Source organism: Salmonella sp. 5800 (assembly GCF_046558195.1).
Lineage (GTDB): Bacteria > Pseudomonadota > Gammaproteobacteria > Enterobacterales > Enterobacteriaceae > Salmonella > Salmonella enterica.
In genome coordinates this window covers 169,218-185,000 of sequence record NZ_JBGDOX010000004.1, presented here as the reverse complement: position 1 = coordinate 185,000, position 15,783 = coordinate 169,218, and the positions used below count along the sequence as shown (strand labels likewise).

Sequence of the window (15,783 nt, the reverse complement as noted above, 5' to 3'; positions counted from 1 at the left end):
GGAATAGCCGCGGAACGCCGCCAGATTTTTTTCCTGCGCCAGCTTCGGCGTGGTATTACGCTCGTAGCCGAAAATCCCCATGTGATCCCAACGGGTCGTCTCACCGATAATGAAAACGACGTAGGTGTCATCCCCATCCTTCGGCGCAACATAGGTAAATTTCCTGGCCGGGTTTATTAACGAATTATTGTCCGACGACTCATCTACCTGCGCCCAGGCATACAGCCCTAACGCAGATAACCAGTTTGAAGGCAGATAGGAGTTCGCCACCACGCCGCCATAGCTGGGTAAGTCGATACCTGTCGCCCGTTCAACCTTTTTTTGCTGTATATCCAGCAGGCGGATAGGCGCCCACACCATTACGCCTGCGAGTACCACTACAGCGGCGCTGCGAAAACGCTGCCCCGGCGTACGTAGCTGGCGCAACAACGTGTAGCGACAGTGGTTACTCCAGATAAAGATGAGCGGAAGCACGCTCACGGCAATCAGCCACAATACGAAGTGCAGCCCCACCACCTCTTTCGAGAGATCGATATCGGTGGTCATAACAGACGCAATAATGCCGTAGCCAATCACCACGTTCAGGAAGGTCATGTAATAACTGGCGCCAGCGGAAAACAGCACCACCAGCGTGGCCAGCACACGCCAGACGCGTCGGCCAAACAGTGAAAGAAGACGAAGTAAGAAGAAAGTGACCAGCACCGTGGCGCCAAGTTCGACAACTGCGGAGAGGCCTTTCCAAATGGTAAATTCTTGCGCATAACTGCCGAAACGGCGGTAAAACACGGCGCAATTCATAAACAGACCGATATAGAGCGCAAGCAAGAAACTAAGTTTCTGCTGCGTCATCGATTTAATGTATCTCATGCAAACAAACCCTGGGAATCGGGATAAAAACGACCTGTACAACGATTTTTTAATCAAACAGGTAAATATGCGGCTAACGCAGATGTGAGAAAGTCTACCAGCGCGGCTAAGTAGACCACAGGAAGCGCAAAAAGTGTCTATAGAGAATGTGATTGACCTATATATTTTTGTAAATATATAGACAGGGTATTAGATGAACTTCTAATAAGTCCAGGCGGCGGTTTATCTCGTTAAAAGCGAGCGCTCACCCCCAGGGTATACAAATAATCGCTATCCGTAGCGCTATTTTCCGCCTGGGAAAATGCCGCATACGCCGCCATGTGCGGGTTAAGTAACACGTCCGCGCCTACGGTGACATCCAGCCAGTTTCCCGCCTGATTTCCTGCGGTCATACGACTCAATCCGGACTGCGCTTTCCAGATATTTTCCCCAAACTGTTGGTTATAGCTAATTTGCGCCCAGGGACGGACATCGCCGAACTGCGAGTTTACCCGCCAGCCTAACGTACTGACGCTGGCGTGCCATAACGGATCGGTAAGCGCTAATGTCGTCGCGCTATCGCCATATTCGTTATACATTGATGACGTCGAACCGTCGTAATGCAACGCCGCGACCGGCCCAGTGGTCACGCGTCGGGAAAGCGGAAAATTCCAGCCCATACTGATACCGCTGGTCGCATCAAGCGGGGTTTCATCCGCCAGGCTAAGCACCGGACCCACCGTATTTTGCGTAGACTGAATACGTTCGGCCAGTATGTCGTTGTAATTCGGTTGGTGATCGCTGTCCCAGGTATAGCGTTCCGTCGTATGCCCCGGAGCCGCTTCAGCGATATATTCTTGTTGCCAGGCATACGTGGTATTGATAAAAAACGAGCAGGCCATAAGGCCCGCCAGACAACGCAATGTCCGGCGACCACGGCGTTTTCTTACAATCATCAACGCGACTCCAGAGTAGAGCCGAATTCGGCGATATTATTGTCATTGAATGAAGGATGTCGGGCATCAGCCCTGTATTAACTATTGTCCTTTTAGCGGGCCCGTCAAGGCGGGTTGAAGGAAATTTTCGCGGTAACCACAATAACGAGGAAGTCTATGCAGCGTTGCGACTGGGTCAGCCAGGACCCCCTTTATATTGCCTATCATGATAACGAGTGGGGCGTGCCGGAGACTGACAGCAGAAAGCTGTTTGAAATGATCTGTCTTGAAGGTCAACAGGCCGGTTTATCCTGGATCACCGTGCTTAAAAAGAGAGAGAACTATCGCGCCTGTTTTCATCAGTTTGACCCGGTACGCATCGCAGCTATGCAGGAGGAGGAGGTTGAACACCTGCTGCAAAATACGGGCATCATACGACATCGCGGTAAAATTCAGGCCATTATCAGTAACGCCCGCGCCTGGCTTGCGATGGAGCAAAACGGCGAGTCTTTCGCCGATTTTGTCTGGTCATTCGTTGATGGCCAGCCGCAGATCACCCAGGCGGCCAGCCTGGATGAGATCCCTACCTCAACACCTGCGTCCGATGCGCTTGCTAAGGCATTAAAAAAACGCGGTTTCAAGTTTGTCGGTACGACTATCTGTTACTCCTTTATGCAGGCGTGCGGACTGGTCAACGACCATATTACCGGCTGTTTTTGCCATCCGGGAGAAAAACATGATTCGCAAATCCCAGAGTGAAGACATGGCGTCTATTCTGGCGCTGTGGATGAAAAGTACTATTTATGCCCATCCCTTTATCGAAGAACGTTACTGGCACGAGAGCGAAGCAATTGTACGCGACGTCTATTTACCCGCCGCGCAAACCTGGGTATGGGAGGAAAATGGACAACTGAAAGGCTTCGTCAGCGTACTGGAAGCCCGTTTTGTCGGGGCGCTGTTTGTCGCCCCCGACGCGTTAAGACAGGGCATTGGCAAAGCGCTTCTGGAATATGTCCAGCAACGTTTTCCTCTGCTGAGCCTTGAGGTTTACCAGAAAAATCAATCCGCCGTAAACTTCTACCATGCGCTTGGTTTTCGTATTGAAGATAGCGCCTGGCAGGAGGATACCGCCCACCCCACCTGGATTATGAGTTGGCAGGCGGATCAAACGCCGTAAGCGGTAGCGCCGGGCCGGTATATTTCTCAAACCAGACCAGCGCGGTGTTGCCCGCACAACCGTTCCCCAGCCGGGAACTGGGAAGATCTTTTGTCAGGACGTTTACCGCGCCGTTTTTGCATATGCCGCCTGCGGTAGGTTCAGGGTCCGGCCATGCGCCTTCGTGAATACAGATAACTCCAGGCCGGATTCCGTCGGTAACGACCGCGCCCGCCAGAACCTGCCCGCGATGATTCCAGACGCGTACCGTATCGCCATCGACGATTCCGCGCGTTGTCGCATCCTGCGGATGAATCGTCACCGGTTCGCGTCCGGCTACCGCATACCGCTCCCGTAATGAACTGTAGTTGAGCTGGCTATGCAGACGATGCGCCGGATGCGCGGAAAGTAGCTGAACCTGCCCCGCATCGGCGTTCCCGTGCCACTCATCCGGCACCAGCCACATCGGATGACCGGGACAATCCGCGTAACCATAGCTGGCAATGCGCGCAGAATAGATTTCGATTTTGCCGCTGGCCGTTTTTAGCGGATGGTTATCAGGATCGCGGCGAAAATCCGCAAAGCGCACAAACTGCGCGTTGGCGGGATTCTCCGGCATTTCCAGTAAACGGTTAGCCTGCCAGAATGCGGCAAACGGCGGCAGCGTCACCCCCTGGCTGGCGCCACGCTGGGCGGCAATATTGTAGAAAGTCTCCAGCCACGCCAGCTCACTTTTTCCTTCGGTGAACCGAGCGTAACCGCCGGCTTCCCACCGTTCGCTCAGTTCAGCAAAAACGTCAAAATCATTCCGCGCCTCCCACCGGGGCGACACGACCTGCTTCATCGGCGCCAAATGCTGATTGCTATAGTCGCCGGTCATGGTTAAATCGTTACGCTCATAGCTGGTGGTCGCAGGCAGAACAATATCCGCGTGTTTCGCGGCGGCCGTCCAGAAACATTCCGAGATAACGACCAGTTCCGGTTTTTGCCACGCGCGAATCAGACGGTTGGTATCCTGATGATGGGTAAAGTTCGCGCCGCCCGCCCACCAGATAAAACGAATATCCGGGAAGCGGCGATCCATCCCATTGTGTTGGTAAAACCCACCGGGGTTTTCCAGCGCCTCGACAATACGCGCCACCGGTATTTTATCTACCGCATCGACCCCGCCAGGGATGCTTCCCTGCATCGAGGCTAACACGGCGGCGCGGCGCGTCGGGTTTCCGCCGTTAGCAAAATGATAAGAAAAACCAAACCCGCCGCCAGGCGTACCAATTTGCCCCAGCATTGCGGCCAGCGTAACGATCATCCAGTGCTTTTGCTCGCCGAACTGCTGACGCTGCATTCCCCAACCGGCCATCAACATGGTGGTGTTATGATGAAATATTTCCGCCAGTTCGCGGATTTTCACCGCAGAAACGCCGCAAATTTCTGCCGCCCATTCCGCTGTTTTGGCCGTGCCGTCGGTCGTGCCCAAAAGATAGTCGGCGAAGCGGTCATAACCCGTCGTGCAGCGGGCAAGGAACGTTTCATCCTGCCAACCGTTTTCCACCAGCGTATGGGCGATCCCCAACATTAACGCCACATCGGTGCCCATATGTGGGGCGATCCACTCCATCTTATCGCCAAAAAAGTCGACGCTTTCCGATCGCATTGGATCGATGCAGATCAGGCGTTTGCCGCTTTGTCGCAACGCCGCAAAATAGTCGAGCCCCTGCTCATCCGAGGCGTTCCAGGCAATTTTCAGAGTATTCAGCGGGTTCGCGCTCCAGAGCACCACCACCTCGCTGTGTTCCAGCACCACCGGCCAGCTAGTCTGCTGCTGGTAGACCTCGTTGCCACCCACCACATAAGGCATGATAGCCTGCGCCGCGCCGGTGGAATAATCGCCAAGATGGCCGGTATACCCTCCCGCCAGCGCCATGTAACGCTGCAATAGCGTAGCCGCTTTATGCAATACGCCGTTCGAACGCCAACCGTAGGAGCCAGCGAAGATGGACGATGGCCCATAACTTTCGCGAATACGTTTGTGCTGAGCGTGGATCAGGTCCAGCGCGTCATCCCAACTTACGCGAACAAACTCATCCTGCCCGCGTATGCCTTGCGGCTTATCGGGAGAAGCCAGGAACCCTTTACGCACCATCGGGAAGCGAACCCGCGTTTTACTGTGCACCTGGTCATGCACAACGGTTTGCAGGGAGTTCTGGTATGCCGTCGGGAGTTCGCCATACGAGGCAAAAATGCGTTCTCCGTCGGTTTCAACGCGGACTGGCCCCCAGTGTGCGGCGGTCAATACCGAATGACGCGATGGTGCGTGGGTCAAGGTTCGCTCCTGAATTATTGGGATTATTTATTTTGCCGATCAATGTTACTTACAAATTTCAGAGTTTTCCCTGGAATTTTCTTCATGTGCAGACGTCATAATCAACCGCCACGGTCGCTGTGGTAAAAATAAAAAAGTGATAAGGATTTAAGATGAAAAAACGTGTATTTGTGATTGCTGCCATCGTGAGCGGCGCCCTGGCAGTATCTGGCTGCACAACAAACCCTTACACCGGCGAACGCGAAGCAGGTAAATCCGGCATTGGTGCGGGTATTGGATCGCTGGTCGGCGCAGGCATCGGCGCACTCTCCTCCTCCAAAAAAGATCGCGGTAAAGGCGCGCTGATTGGCGCGGCGGCTGGCGCGGCGCTGGGCGGCGGCGTGGGTTACTACATGGACGTACAGGAAGCGAAACTGCGTGACAAAATGCGGGGCACAGGCGTTAGCGTGACGCGAAGCGGCGATAATATCATTCTGAATATGCCGAATAATGTCACCTTCGACAGCAGCAGCGCGACGCTGAAACCGGCAGGCGCTAACACGCTGACCGGCGTGGCGATGGTGCTGAAAGAGTATCCCAAGACCGCCGTCAATGTGGTGGGCTACACCGACAGCACCGGTAGCCACGATCTGAATATGCGTCTGTCGCAGCAACGTGCTGACTCAGTCGCCAGTTCGCTGATCACCCAGGGCGTCGACGCCAGCCGTATCCGTACCAGCGGAATGGGTCCGGCGAACCCGATCGCCAGCAACAGTACGGCAGAAGGTAAGGCGCAAAACCGCCGCGTCGAAATTACCTTGAGTCCATTGCAGTAAACTACCGTACCGGGTAAAGCGGTATGCTTTACCCGGCCTGCATTACTCCCTCGCCAAACCGGATACATCGCGCATTACTCGGTATTCATTCATTATTTACCACGACACGGCTGCCGACAGCGGGGAAATTGGCTGGTCGATGATGGCTAAACGGGTTAATAATAAGCCTGTTCCGGTTGGCGCATGCCGCGCTTACCTTTTGATTTACGGAGAGTCGCATGAAGCCGTCCATCATTCTCTACAAAACCCTGCCTGATGATTTGCTGCATCGCCTGGAGACGCATTTTACCGTCACCCAGGTACCGAACCTGCATCCGGAAACGGTCGCGCGACACGCGCAGGCATTTGCCAGCGCGCAAGGCCTTCTGGGCGCCAGCGAAACCGTTAACCGCGCGCTGCTGGAAAAAATGCCGGCGCTACGCGCGGCGTCGACCATCTCGGTGGGATACGATAATGTCGAGGTGGACGCCCTTACTGCCCGCAAAATAGTCCTGATGCACACGCCTGCCGTTTTGACGGAAACCGTTGCCGATACGGTGATGGCGTTGATGCTGGCCACTGCCCGCCGCGTGGTGGACGTCGCAGAACGGGTTAAAGCGGGTGAATGGACAGAAAGCATTGGCCCGGCGTGGTTTGGCGTCGATGTGCATCACAAAACACTCGGTATCGTTGGGATGGGGCGTATCGGGATGGCGCTGGCGCAGCGAGCGCACTTTGGGTTTACCATGCCGGTTCTCTATCACGCCCGTCGGCGGCATCAGGAGGCAGAAGACCGGTTTAACGCCCGCTACTGCGATCTGGATACGTTGTTGCAGGAGGCTAATTTTGTCTGCGTGATCCTGCCGCTAACGGCAGAAACGCGACATCTGTTTGGCGCAACACAGTTTGCCAGAATGAAATCGTCCGCCATTTTTATTAATGCCGGACGCGGCCCGGTGGTCGATGAAAACGCGCTGATTGCCGCGCTGCAAAACGGTGAAATATATGCGGCAGGTCTGGATGTCTTTGAGCATGAACCGCTATCCGTGGATTCGCCCCTGCTGAACATGTCTAATGTCGTCGCGGTGCCGCATATTGGCTCGGCAACGCATGAGACGCGCTACAACATGATGGCCTGTGCGGTGGATAATTTGATTGATGCGCTGCAGGGAAAAATAGAGAAGAACTGCGTCAATCCGCAGGCGGCGGGATAACGCTACAGGCCCGATAAGCGCTGGCTTGCGCTTATCGGGCAGACTGTCATTACTGGGTTGCGTTTACCGCCGCCGTCCAGGCCTGATTAAACGCCTGGTGCTGCGAGGCCAACGGCCCAATCAGCGCATTATATTGGCTGGCCTGCTGTGAGGTCGGGAACTGAATGCCGTTCGCGACAAAGCTCACCTGCTCGCCCTGTTGCGCAATATAATCGCCCACTTGTACCAACTGCTGCGTAAAGATCTGCGCCGCCGGGATCAGCGGCTGCAAAGCATCTGCCGGCACGGTGACCACTTTTTTGTAGACCTGATCAAACACAGGTTTCAGGTCATCGGCCTGCTTTAACGCGCCATGCGCGGCATCAGCCTGCAGTTTTGCATTCTGCAACTGTTGCGCCAGCACGCCTAACGAACCATTTGCCTGCCGCAGCGGCTCGCGTTGCGTCATATAATCCTGCGGAACGCGGATGGCGTTAACGCTATCGACCACCGGGCGCAGACCGGAATCCATCGCCTGGTTTACCTGCTGCGAGTAGCCATACAGTATCGCGTAATCAGACACGAACGGACCAAACTGTTTTTTCTGATCGGCCGTCAGCGTTGGTAAACGCTCTCCGCTACGCATTGCTGTATTCTGCAGGAAATCGACAAACGCTTTGCGCTGATCGCCTTCTTTATCAAAACACCCGCTCAGGCTAAACACCATTAATAACGCCACAACAGGCGCAAACCAGCGAGAGCAGGACTTACCTGTCGCCATTGTTAATACTCCTTTCACCCAAAAATGCGCACAACGACACCTGCGTGCCTGACGGCTTACAAGGATAGTCCAGGTCAGGCTTGCAGGATACCCTTTCCACGCGATCTTGTAGCGGAAAATTATGTTTATCTGCATCAATGCTTAATTTGTTATTTTATTGTTAATTTTTGGCCTGGCACTGCGATAAAAAACGCGGCAAGAAAGCTTTCCAGCGGGGGATGTAATATTTTTTTAATCTTTACAATTATTTTCTGAAAGACGGATATACCTTCCTGGATCAAATTGTTAGCGTCCTAAAAGTCGCGTAGCGTAAGGCATCGAAACGAATCGATAGCGCTTCCTGGCGGCGCGTCGCCCCCCACCCGCAAGTTTCCCGACTATTCTTAAGAGGCTTCGATGCACTTCACGATCCCGCTGTGTGATTTACAGGAGTTCTCAATGGAATATAAAGATCCGATGTTTGAGCTGCTGAGCAGCCTGGAACAAATTGTTTTTAAAGATGAAACGCGAAAGATCACCCTGACGCAAAAACCCAATCCTTTTACCGAATTTGAACAGTTACGGAGAGGGACGGGACTAAAAACAGATGAATTCGCCAGAGCGCTGGGCGTAACGGTTGCCATGGTTCAGGAATGGGAATCGAAACGCGAAAAACCCACGCCAGCAGAGCTCAAATTGATGCGCCTGATACAGGCAAACCCACGCTTAAGTAAGCAATTGATGGAGTAATTTTTACCCCTTTCTGTTTTAACGGTCCTGCGTAAGGACCGTTTTCCCCGCCCGATTCCTGACCTGGAGAAATAAAGTAAAATAAAAGTTGCATCGCCCGGCATTACATGAGTTAATGTGTTCAACGGTTTGACGTACAGACCATTAAAGCAGTTTAGTAAGGCAAGTCCCTTCAAGAGTTATCCATTAGATACCCCTCGTAGTGCGCATTTCCTTAACGCTTAAAAAATCTGTAAAGCACGCCATAACGCCGAAAGGCACACTTATTTTTTAAAAGGTAATACACTATGTCCGGTAAAATGACTGGTATCGTAAAATGGTTCAACGCTGATAAAGGCTTCGGCTTTATTACTCCTGATGACGGTTCTAAAGACGTGTTCGTACACTTCTCCGCTATTCAGAACGATGGTTACAAATCTCTGGACGAAGGTCAGAAAGTTTCCTTCACCATCGAAAGCGGCGCTAAGGGCCCGGCAGCTGGCAACGTAACCAGCCTGTAAGCTTAAAAAGCTCAGAATTTTGAATCCCTGCCTGATGGCGGGGATTTTTTTTATTCCAATTCCCCTCTCTCCCCCAGCATAACTTTGCATTACTTTACCCTGCGTCCCTTTGACCTTTCCCTTAGGGGAACCCCTATAGTAGGTAAGGAGATTGTTCACAAGGAATTGAAGTTATGTCGAAATCATCATGGTTATTACTTTTGGGTTTATGCGCCAGCGGCTCCGCGCTTGCGGCATCCTCAGAATCCGCTTTTCTGGCGCAACATGGGCTGGCGGGAAAAACGGTTGAGCAGATCGTGGATACGATTGATCAGACGCCGCAGAGCCGTCCTTTGCCTTACTCCGCGTCGATTACCAGTACCGAGCTCAAATTATCTGACGGAGAGCAGATTTATACGCTGCCGTTAGGCGACAAATTCTATCTCTCTTTTGCGCCCTATGAATGGCGGACACACCCCTGTTTTAACCACAGCCTTTCCGGCTGTCAGGGAGAAATGCCGAATAAACCGTTCACTGTAAAAGTGACAGACAGTAAAGGCGCTGTCATCGTACAAAAAGAGATGCAAAGCTATCGAAACGGATTTATCGGTGTTTGGCTACCGCGCAATATGGAAGGGACGCTGGAAGTAAGCTACAACGGTAAAACGGCGTCACATGCCATTGCCACCAGAGATGACAGCCAGACCTGTCTGACGGAATTACCATTACGTTAAAAAAATGCCCGATAACATAATGGGTTATCGGGCCTATAAAACGCCAACAAGATAAAATTAACAGAGTGCCTTGAGAATGCATAACGCCACAAGAATGGCAGAGGTGGGCTCACTTTGTACTGACCCCAAAAACCTAGACAGATTAACCGCGGCATCAGAGAAAGAGTCCATTTAATACATGGGCTCTTTTTTGTTTCTGGCTATAACTAAATAACATTTTCCGCAATCGGAATATCCATTCCGTTGCTTTCTTGCATCACGCGGATTCCTGTCTCATCAATATTTTGTTCGTCGTATTCTTCCTGAATTTAACCTTAGACGTTCTATCAAATTATCGCTTATAGCGATTTGAACATAACAGTCTTTGCATTCTATTGAGGGAGCCTAAGGAACAATGTTCGCTGCTGAGTTTGTGATGATTTGAAACCATGGTGAATGTAGAAATTTTTGGCTTCTTCGGTAAGTGCATGAACCATGATTGCACGTACACCAATATTCTCGGCAACCCGATAGCAACGAAGCACTGCATCATGAAGTAAATCAGCACCAAGCCCTTTTCCATGGAATGAGAGATCGACAGCAAGACGGGCAAGTATAATGACAGGGATGGGATCTGGCATGTTACGCCGAAGGTTGCCTGTCGCTTCTGTATGGTTGACGCTACCGGTGGCCAGAGAGTAAAAACCGGCTACTTGCTTCGTGTCTTTCTTGCACACCACAAATGTTCTGGCCGCTCCGAGAGCCTGGTTTTTGAGGCCCTTTTGCTTCAACCAGTCATCGAGCACAGCTTCACCGCTGACGAACTCAGCTACCTGATGAAAAGCGGACAAAGGTTCTGGTGCTGTTACACGTCCCACTGAGGTTTCCTTGCCAGCAGTTTTTCGATAACGGGATCATCTGCGACCGGTGCATCAAGCAGATTGATGAACTCCTCATATTGCTCATCGTTAAAGTTAAATACACGGCGGTCAAGGATCACATTCTCGGCAGCCCGGCAGGCCGTTTCCAGAATGAAATCTGTACGTGACTTGTGAAGGATTTCCGCAGCTGCATCAATGAGCGCCCGCTGCGATTCCTTAGCTCTAAGGTTAAGTTGAACATCTGATTTCATGAGACACCCCTTGTATAGCATTTGCTTTACAATGATAGCACAACCACCATGTATAGCAAACGATATACATCAAGTCGTCGTTTTTCATTTTTTGAATACTGATGTCCGCTTTGCGCCAGCAGCGGAAATTACAGTATATTTCGCTTTCGGCTCGAAACTGACTGAGGTAACGTAGCGGAAATATTTTTCCGGACTCAATCAGGATGCCTTCCATCGAAACGTTTATGGCTTTCCTTCTCGCGCTGATGCTTCTGGAGATTTCTCCGGGGCCAGACATGATGCTGACTATCGCCAGAGGAGTTGGTCAGGGAAGACGTATTGCAGTGCTTACGGTACTGGGCAATGTATTTGTAGCAGGTTTTGTGCAAGTTTCTTTTCTTGTCCTGGGGCTGGTAACCGTTGTTCATGCCTGGCCGGTTGCGCTGGATCTGCTAAGGTGGGCTGGTGCGGCTTATCTGATGTGGCTGGGCATAAAAATGATTGCGACTTCAGGCACTGATACGCGGCTGCGAAAAACTGCAAAAATTTCTGACTGGAATGCCGTTAAGGAAGGCGCCCTGAACAGCCTGACTACCCCAAAATCCCTGCTGTTCATGTTTGCTTTTCTTCCTCAGTTTGTCGATCCCGCCGCGGGTCCTGTCTGGATGCAATTGCTTGTTCTGGGGAGTATCCAAAAGCTGGCAGGAATTGTTTCCCTGGGGTCAGTCGCGATGGCATCAGGGACATTTGGGAACTGGCTGGGTAAACACCCAGACTTTATCAAATGGCAGGAACGATTTACAGGCGTTGTCATGATTGGCCTGGGTATCCGCATGTTGTTTAGCGGGTCTGGTGTAGTATCGAAATCTGCCCGTTAAGTTTTACCGAAACGGTAAACCCAGTATCCGTTTCTCGCTCACTGCGGACCTTCAGCGCAGTTAGCTCGTCCCGTTGAACTCACAACCAGAAGCGGACGTTGCCAGCATTGTTTTATGTTTGTTTATGGAGAACATGTCACTTCTTCTTTAGAACCATTGAGAATTTTATTAATTCAAGCATCACTTTAAAGGCAGGATTATCATTGTCATCGCGCCAGGCCAGATACAGCAGGCTTTCAATCCCTGCGGGCAAGGTAATATGGCGATAGACGATATTATCAAACAAAATACGCGCAGCACTTTCCGGGACGAATGCCATACCCATACCGGCGTTTACCAGTGAGAGAATTGTCAGCGTTGAGCCAATATATTGCACATAATCCGGTTGTATATTATTCGAGCGGAACATCCCGGTCAGCAGTTCATAAAATGGCTGCCAGGCGGATAATGCGTACATAATAAACGGCTGTTTATCGAGATGGGCAATTGTAATATCCGACAACGTTGCCAGCTCATGCTGACGTGGCACCGCCAGCACAAACGGCTCGCTCACCAGAATTTCACTGCTCACCCCGGTCAAAGCCGAAGGGGCACGCACCAGGCCAATATCGCTTTGCCGCAGGCGTAGAGCTTCGAATTGCTCACCGGTGGTCATCTCCTTGAGCGAGATATCAATGTGCGGATAACGCTCTTTACCCCTGGCGACTACCATCGGCAAAAATGCATATACTGCGCTCGCCACAAAGCTGATATTTACCGAGCCAATATTGCCCTGTGACATCTTCTGCGCGTTCAGCATCGCCACATGCGCGCGCTGCAATAAATCCTGCGCCTCGATAAAAAATCGCCTGCCAGCGGCCGTGAGCACTACTGATCGAGTAGTGCGATCAAACAGCTCAACACCCAGTTGATGTTCCAGCAGCTGGATCTGCCTGCTGAGAGGCGGCTGCGTCATATTTAACCGTTTTGCTGCGCGCGAAAAATTCAGTTCGGTAGCAACGGCGAGGAAAAATCTCAGTTGGCTTAACTCAAACATATATACAAATCCAGTATAAATCAATTCTCTGATTGGATTAGACAGTATGAGTCCACAGGCGCAATCTGGTAAAGCCCTATACAACATCTAATACAAGGTTCGTCTATGTCCACACAGAGTACTCTTGCCCAGGCTGGCGCTTTTGACCATATCAGTTGGATAAAACTCTCTTCCGTTAATGTGCCGCTGAACACGGCAGTGAGCGATGCGAAAGTCCTGACCGGCCGCCAGAACGCGCTGAAAGATGTGGCGCTGCTGGTAGCGGAAATCGAAACCGAACAGGGTTTTCGCGGGCTTGGTTTTACCTACACATTACGTAACGGCGGCCCGGCGCAATTCAGCCACGCCAAAGAGATGGCACCGCTGCTGATTGGCGAAGATCCGAACGACATTCCCCGCTTGTGGAGCAAACTGGTTTGGGCGGGCGCATCCGTCGGCCGTAGCGGTCTGGCGACACAAGCCATTGCCGCGTTTGATACCGCACTGTGGGACCTGAAAGCTAAACGCGCCAACCTGTCGCTGGCAAAATTATTGGGTGCGCAGCGTAACGAAGTACGTTGCTACAACACCTCCGGCGGTTATCTGCAGGCATCAGTGGACGAAATCATCGACAAATCAAAAGCCTCTCTGGCACGCGGTATTGGTGGCATCAAAATGAAAGTCGGCCACCCGGATCGCCGTCAGGATCTGCAGCGCGTTGACGCCATTCGTAAAGCACTGGGCGATGACACACCGCTGATGGTCGACGTGAACCAGCAGTGGGACCGCACCACCGCACTGCGGATGGGCATGGCTATGGAACAGTACAACCTGCAATGGATTGAAGAGCCGCTGGATGCCTACGATGTGGACGGCCACCGCATGCTTTCGTCCAACCTCGTTACGCCGGTCGGTACCGGTGAGATGCTCACCAGCGCGGGTGAAGTGGCCGAATATATCCGTCAGGGTGCGGTAGATTTAGTGATGCACGACGCCCCGCGCATTGGGGGTATCACTCCGTTCCTGAAAGTTCAGCAGATGGCAGAAGACCACGGTTTGATGATGGCACCGCATTTCGTTATGGAAATTCACTTACATCTGGCTGCCGCATACGCCCATGAAACCTGGGTTGAGCATTTCGAGTGGCTGGAGCCGGTCTTTAACGAGCGTCTGGAAATTCGCGACGGCCAGATGATTGTGCCGACGCGCCCGGGTCTTGGCCTGTCGCTGCACGAGCAAACCACCGCCTGGACCGTGGCAAGCTTTGAAACCGGAAAACGTCATTAATTCTGTGTAATAAACCGAAGCTGTTATACAGACTGGCACCTTATTGAACATACCGGGGAGATATTTCCTCACACAGGGCGTGAATAAAAGCGCCCTGCATTTTCTCTTTTCTATTTTTATCTGTATTGGCACGGATGGTTTTCAAAAAATAACTAAATAGAACACTGTACCCTGTAAGAGGTTTTCAATGACCAGCCATACAACACAATTGAGAAAGCAAAATAGCCATATTCGTTATCTTATATTAGTGGTCGTCTTTTTAATTACCAGCGTCAACTATGCCGACCGCGCCACATTATCCATTGCCGGGAGTTCCGTCGCCAAAGAATTAGGTCTTGATCCTGGCGACATGGGGCTTATTTTCTCCGCCTTCGGCTGGGCCTATCTGGTGATGCAAATCCCAGGCGGCTGGCTGCTCGATAAATACGGCTCGAAAAAGGTTTATACCTGGAGCCTCTTTTTCTGGTCTATCTTTACCTTCCTGCAAGGCTTCGTGGAATTGATGCCGCTCGCCTGGACGGTTATCAGCCTGTTCTTCCTGCGCTTTATGCTGGGTTTTTCCGAAGCGCCCTCTTTCCCGGCGAACGCCCGCATTGTTGCTGCCTGGTTCCCGACCAATGAACGCGCCACCGCCACGGCCTGTTTTAACGCCGGGCAGTATTTCGCACTGGCGCTCTTTTCCCCGTTGCTCGGCTGGCTAACCTTTGCCTGGGGCTGGCAGCATGTCTTCACGGTGATGGGGATTATCGGCTTTATTCTGACCTTTATCTGGGTTCGCTACGTTCATAATCCGAGCGAGCACCCGATGATTTCCCGGCAGGAGCTGAAATACATCACCGACGGCGGTGCCATTATCGATATGGACACCAAATCGGCGGCGAAGAAATCCTCCGGTGGCTGGACCTCCGTAAAACAAATGCTGACCAACCGCATGTTAATGGGTGTGTTCCTGGGACAGTATTTTATTAACTCCATCACCTGGTTCTTCCTGACCTGGTTCCCGATTTATCTGGTTCAGCAACGCGGGATGTCGATTCTGAACGTCGGCTTTATCGCCTCTATTCCGGCTATTTGTGGCTTCGCAGGCGGTATTCTGGGCGGTGTATGTTCAGACTGGCTGCTGAAAAAAGGGATGAGTATTACCGCCGCGCGCAAAATCCCTATCGTTTTCGGGATGTTGCTGGCAACGTCATTAATCCTGTGTAACTACATTGAAAGCCACGTGGTGGTAGTGTCGCTGATGGCGCTGGCTTTTTTCGGCAAGGGCTTCGGCGCGCTGGGCTGGACGGTGGTCTCCGATGTGGCTCCGAAAGAAGCGGCCGGCATGTGCGGCGGTCTCTTTAACGCGTTCGGCAACGTGGCCTCCATCGTGACGCCGCTGGTGATTGGTTATCTGGTTAAAGAGATGCATTCGTTCAATAGCGCCCTGATTTTCGTTGGCGCGTCAGCGATTGCTGCCATGCTCTGTTATCTACTGGTGGTGGGCAAAATCAGCCGAATGGAATTGAAGATGTAATGTCATTATGCCCGGTAAATTCAACTT

General features: G+C 52.0%; 17 protein-coding genes (1 of these 17 cut by a window edge). 10 read left to right on the top strand and 7 right to left on the bottom strand.

Going from position 1 to position 15,783, the window contains the following annotated elements; genetic code table 11:
- Together eptB and ACLJZ5_RS10215 are read right to left on the bottom strand one after the other, a co-directional pair.
- Positions 1–867, bottom strand: the 5' portion of a protein-coding gene (gene eptB / locus ACLJZ5_RS10220; protein WP_001269258.1) for a kdo(2)-lipid A phosphoethanolamine 7''-transferase. It extends 825 nt beyond the left edge of the window; the window shows 867 of its 1,692 coding nt (coding positions 1–867); the start codon lies at positions 865–867; its stop codon lies off the left edge, out of view.
- Between the two features lie 230 nt (positions 868–1,097).
- Complete coding sequence (locus ACLJZ5_RS10215; RefSeq protein ID WP_000637073.1) at positions 1,098–1,802, bottom strand: autotransporter outer membrane beta-barrel domain-containing protein; 705 nt, start codon at positions 1,800–1,802, stop codon at positions 1,098–1,100.
- A 156-nt stretch (positions 1,803–1,958) separates the two neighbouring features.
- Between ACLJZ5_RS10215 and tag the strand changes: the two genes are divergently transcribed.
- Both tag and ACLJZ5_RS10205 read left to right on the top strand, forming a co-directional pair.
- On the top strand, positions 1,959–2,540 hold the full coding sequence (tag, locus tag ACLJZ5_RS10210) for a DNA-3-methyladenine glycosylase I (protein WP_024798354.1): 582 nt from the start codon (positions 1,959–1,961) through the stop codon (positions 2,538–2,540).
- Positions 2,518–2,958, top strand: coding sequence for an N-acetyltransferase (locus tag ACLJZ5_RS10205; protein ID WP_000619905.1), 441 nt, complete (start codon positions 2,518–2,520; stop codon positions 2,956–2,958). The genes tag and ACLJZ5_RS10205 overlap by 23 nt, the downstream gene beginning before the upstream one ends.
- Here ACLJZ5_RS10205 and ACLJZ5_RS10200 read toward each other — a convergent pair.
- Positions 2,927–5,260, bottom strand: a complete 2,334-nt coding sequence (locus ACLJZ5_RS10200; RefSeq protein WP_024798355.1) for a molybdopterin guanine dinucleotide-containing S/N-oxide reductase — start codon at positions 5,258–5,260, stop codon at positions 2,927–2,929. The genes ACLJZ5_RS10205 and ACLJZ5_RS10200 overlap by 32 nt on opposite strands.
- 152 nt (positions 5,261–5,412) lie before the next feature.
- Between ACLJZ5_RS10200 and ACLJZ5_RS10195 the strand changes: the two genes are divergently transcribed.
- Entirely contained in the window at positions 5,413–6,075 is a 663-nt protein-coding gene (locus ACLJZ5_RS10195) for an OmpA family lipoprotein (RefSeq protein WP_000747548.1), read from the top strand.
- Positions 6,076–6,293: 218 nt separating this feature from the next.
- Positions 6,294–7,268 carry a glyoxylate/hydroxypyruvate reductase GhrB gene (ghrB, locus tag ACLJZ5_RS10190; protein ID WP_024798356.1) on the top strand — a complete coding sequence of 325 codons (975 nt, stop codon included), beginning with the start codon at positions 6,294–6,296 and terminating at the stop codon, positions 7,266–7,268.
- 49 nt (positions 7,269–7,317) lie between these two features.
- On the opposite strand, the gene ACLJZ5_RS10185 is transcribed toward ghrB, so the two are convergent.
- Positions 7,318–8,028: a DUF3053 domain-containing protein gene (locus ACLJZ5_RS10185; RefSeq protein WP_000190524.1), complete on the bottom strand. Its 711-nt coding sequence runs from the start codon at positions 8,026–8,028 to the stop codon at positions 7,318–7,320.
- A 438-nt stretch (positions 8,029–8,466) separates the two neighbouring features.
- Here ACLJZ5_RS10185 and ACLJZ5_RS10180 point away from each other — a divergent pair, with 438 nt between their 5' ends.
- From ACLJZ5_RS10180 to cueP, 3 genes are all read left to right on the top strand, one after another.
- Positions 8,467–8,757 carry an HTH-type transcriptional regulator gene (locus ACLJZ5_RS10180; RefSeq protein WP_000455790.1) on the top strand — a complete coding sequence of 97 codons (291 nt, stop codon included), beginning with the start codon at positions 8,467–8,469 and terminating at the stop codon, positions 8,755–8,757.
- A 287-nt stretch (positions 8,758–9,044) separates the two neighbouring features.
- A complete protein-coding gene (gene cspA, locus ACLJZ5_RS10175; protein ID WP_000014594.1) occupies positions 9,045–9,257 on the top strand; it encodes an RNA chaperone/antiterminator CspA in 213 nt (70 codons plus the stop codon).
- Positions 9,258–9,430: 173 nt separating this feature from the next.
- The gene (gene cueP / locus ACLJZ5_RS10170) at positions 9,431–9,970 is read left to right on the top strand and encodes a copper-binding periplasmic metallochaperone CueP (protein WP_000047148.1); all 540 of its coding nucleotides are present in this window, start codon (positions 9,431–9,433) and stop codon (positions 9,968–9,970) included.
- 371 nt (positions 9,971–10,341) lie between these two features.
- Here the strand turns inward: cueP and ACLJZ5_RS10165 are convergent, their stop codons facing one another.
- Positions 10,342–10,827: a GNAT family N-acetyltransferase gene (locus ACLJZ5_RS10165; RefSeq protein ID WP_000533909.1), complete on the bottom strand. Its 486-nt coding sequence runs from the start codon at positions 10,825–10,827 to the stop codon at positions 10,342–10,344.
- Positions 10,815–11,102, bottom strand: a complete 288-nt coding sequence (locus ACLJZ5_RS10160) for a DUF1778 domain-containing protein (protein WP_000965889.1) — start codon at positions 11,100–11,102, stop codon at positions 10,815–10,817. Before ACLJZ5_RS10160 ends, ACLJZ5_RS10165 begins: the two co-directional genes overlap by 13 nt.
- A gap of 182 nt (positions 11,103–11,284) precedes the next feature.
- On the opposite strand from ACLJZ5_RS10160, the gene ACLJZ5_RS10155 reads away from it, so the two are divergent.
- Positions 11,285–11,938: a LysE family translocator gene (locus ACLJZ5_RS10155; RefSeq protein ID WP_116526400.1), complete on the top strand. Its 654-nt coding sequence runs from the start codon at positions 11,285–11,287 to the stop codon at positions 11,936–11,938.
- A 136-nt stretch (positions 11,939–12,074) separates the two neighbouring features.
- On the opposite strand, the gene ACLJZ5_RS10150 is transcribed toward ACLJZ5_RS10155, so the two are convergent.
- Positions 12,075–12,974 (bottom strand): LysR family transcriptional regulator, encoded by a 900-nt coding sequence (locus tag ACLJZ5_RS10150; RefSeq protein ID WP_000462482.1) that lies wholly within the window; start codon positions 12,972–12,974, stop codon positions 12,075–12,077.
- 105 nt (positions 12,975–13,079) lie between these two features.
- Here ACLJZ5_RS10150 and ACLJZ5_RS10145 point away from each other — a divergent pair, with 105 nt between their 5' ends.
- Together ACLJZ5_RS10145 and ACLJZ5_RS10140 are read left to right on the top strand one after the other, a co-directional pair.
- The gene (locus ACLJZ5_RS10145; protein ID WP_000107288.1) at positions 13,080–14,240 is read left to right on the top strand and encodes an L-talarate/galactarate dehydratase; all 1,161 of its coding nucleotides are present in this window, start codon (positions 13,080–13,082) and stop codon (positions 14,238–14,240) included.
- Positions 14,241–14,427: 187 nt separating this feature from the next.
- Positions 14,428–15,756 carry an MFS transporter gene (locus ACLJZ5_RS10140; RefSeq protein ID WP_000200570.1) on the top strand — a complete coding sequence of 443 codons (1,329 nt, stop codon included), beginning with the start codon at positions 14,428–14,430 and terminating at the stop codon, positions 15,754–15,756.
- Positions 15,757–15,783 lie beyond the last annotated feature (27 nt).

Coding starts and splice junctions, on each gene's coding strand:
- ACLJZ5_RS10215 (WP_000637073.1), bottom strand. CDS start 1,802: ATGATTGTAAGAAAACGCCGTGGTCGCCGGACATTGCGTTGTCTGGCG.
- cueP (WP_000047148.1), top strand. CDS start 9,431: ATGTCGAAATCATCATGGTTATTACTTTTGGGTTTATGCGCCAGCGGC.
- ACLJZ5_RS10185 (WP_000190524.1), bottom strand. CDS start 8,028: ATGGCGACAGGTAAGTCCTGCTCTCGCTGGTTTGCGCCTGTTGTGGCG.
- cspA (WP_000014594.1), top strand. CDS start 9,045: ATGTCCGGTAAAATGACTGGTATCGTAAAATGGTTCAACGCTGATAAA.
- tag (WP_024798354.1), top strand. CDS start 1,959: ATGCAGCGTTGCGACTGGGTCAGCCAGGACCCCCTTTATATTGCCTAT.
- ACLJZ5_RS10145 (WP_000107288.1), top strand. CDS start 13,080: ATGTCCACACAGAGTACTCTTGCCCAGGCTGGCGCTTTTGACCATATC.
- ACLJZ5_RS10195 (WP_000747548.1), top strand. CDS start 5,413: ATGAAAAAACGTGTATTTGTGATTGCTGCCATCGTGAGCGGCGCCCTG.
- ACLJZ5_RS10150 (WP_000462482.1), bottom strand. CDS start 12,974: ATGTTTGAGTTAAGCCAACTGAGATTTTTCCTCGCCGTTGCTACCGAA.
- ACLJZ5_RS10140 (WP_000200570.1), top strand. CDS start 14,428: ATGACCAGCCATACAACACAATTGAGAAAGCAAAATAGCCATATTCGT.
- ACLJZ5_RS10160 (WP_000965889.1), bottom strand. CDS start 11,102: ATGCTATACAAGGGGTGTCTCATGAAATCAGATGTTCAACTTAACCTT.
- ACLJZ5_RS10180 (WP_000455790.1), top strand. CDS start 8,467: ATGGAATATAAAGATCCGATGTTTGAGCTGCTGAGCAGCCTGGAACAA.
- ghrB (WP_024798356.1), top strand. CDS start 6,294: ATGAAGCCGTCCATCATTCTCTACAAAACCCTGCCTGATGATTTGCTG.
- ACLJZ5_RS10155 (WP_116526400.1), top strand. CDS start 11,285: ATGCCTTCCATCGAAACGTTTATGGCTTTCCTTCTCGCGCTGATGCTT.
- ACLJZ5_RS10205 (WP_000619905.1), top strand. CDS start 2,518: ATGATTCGCAAATCCCAGAGTGAAGACATGGCGTCTATTCTGGCGCTG.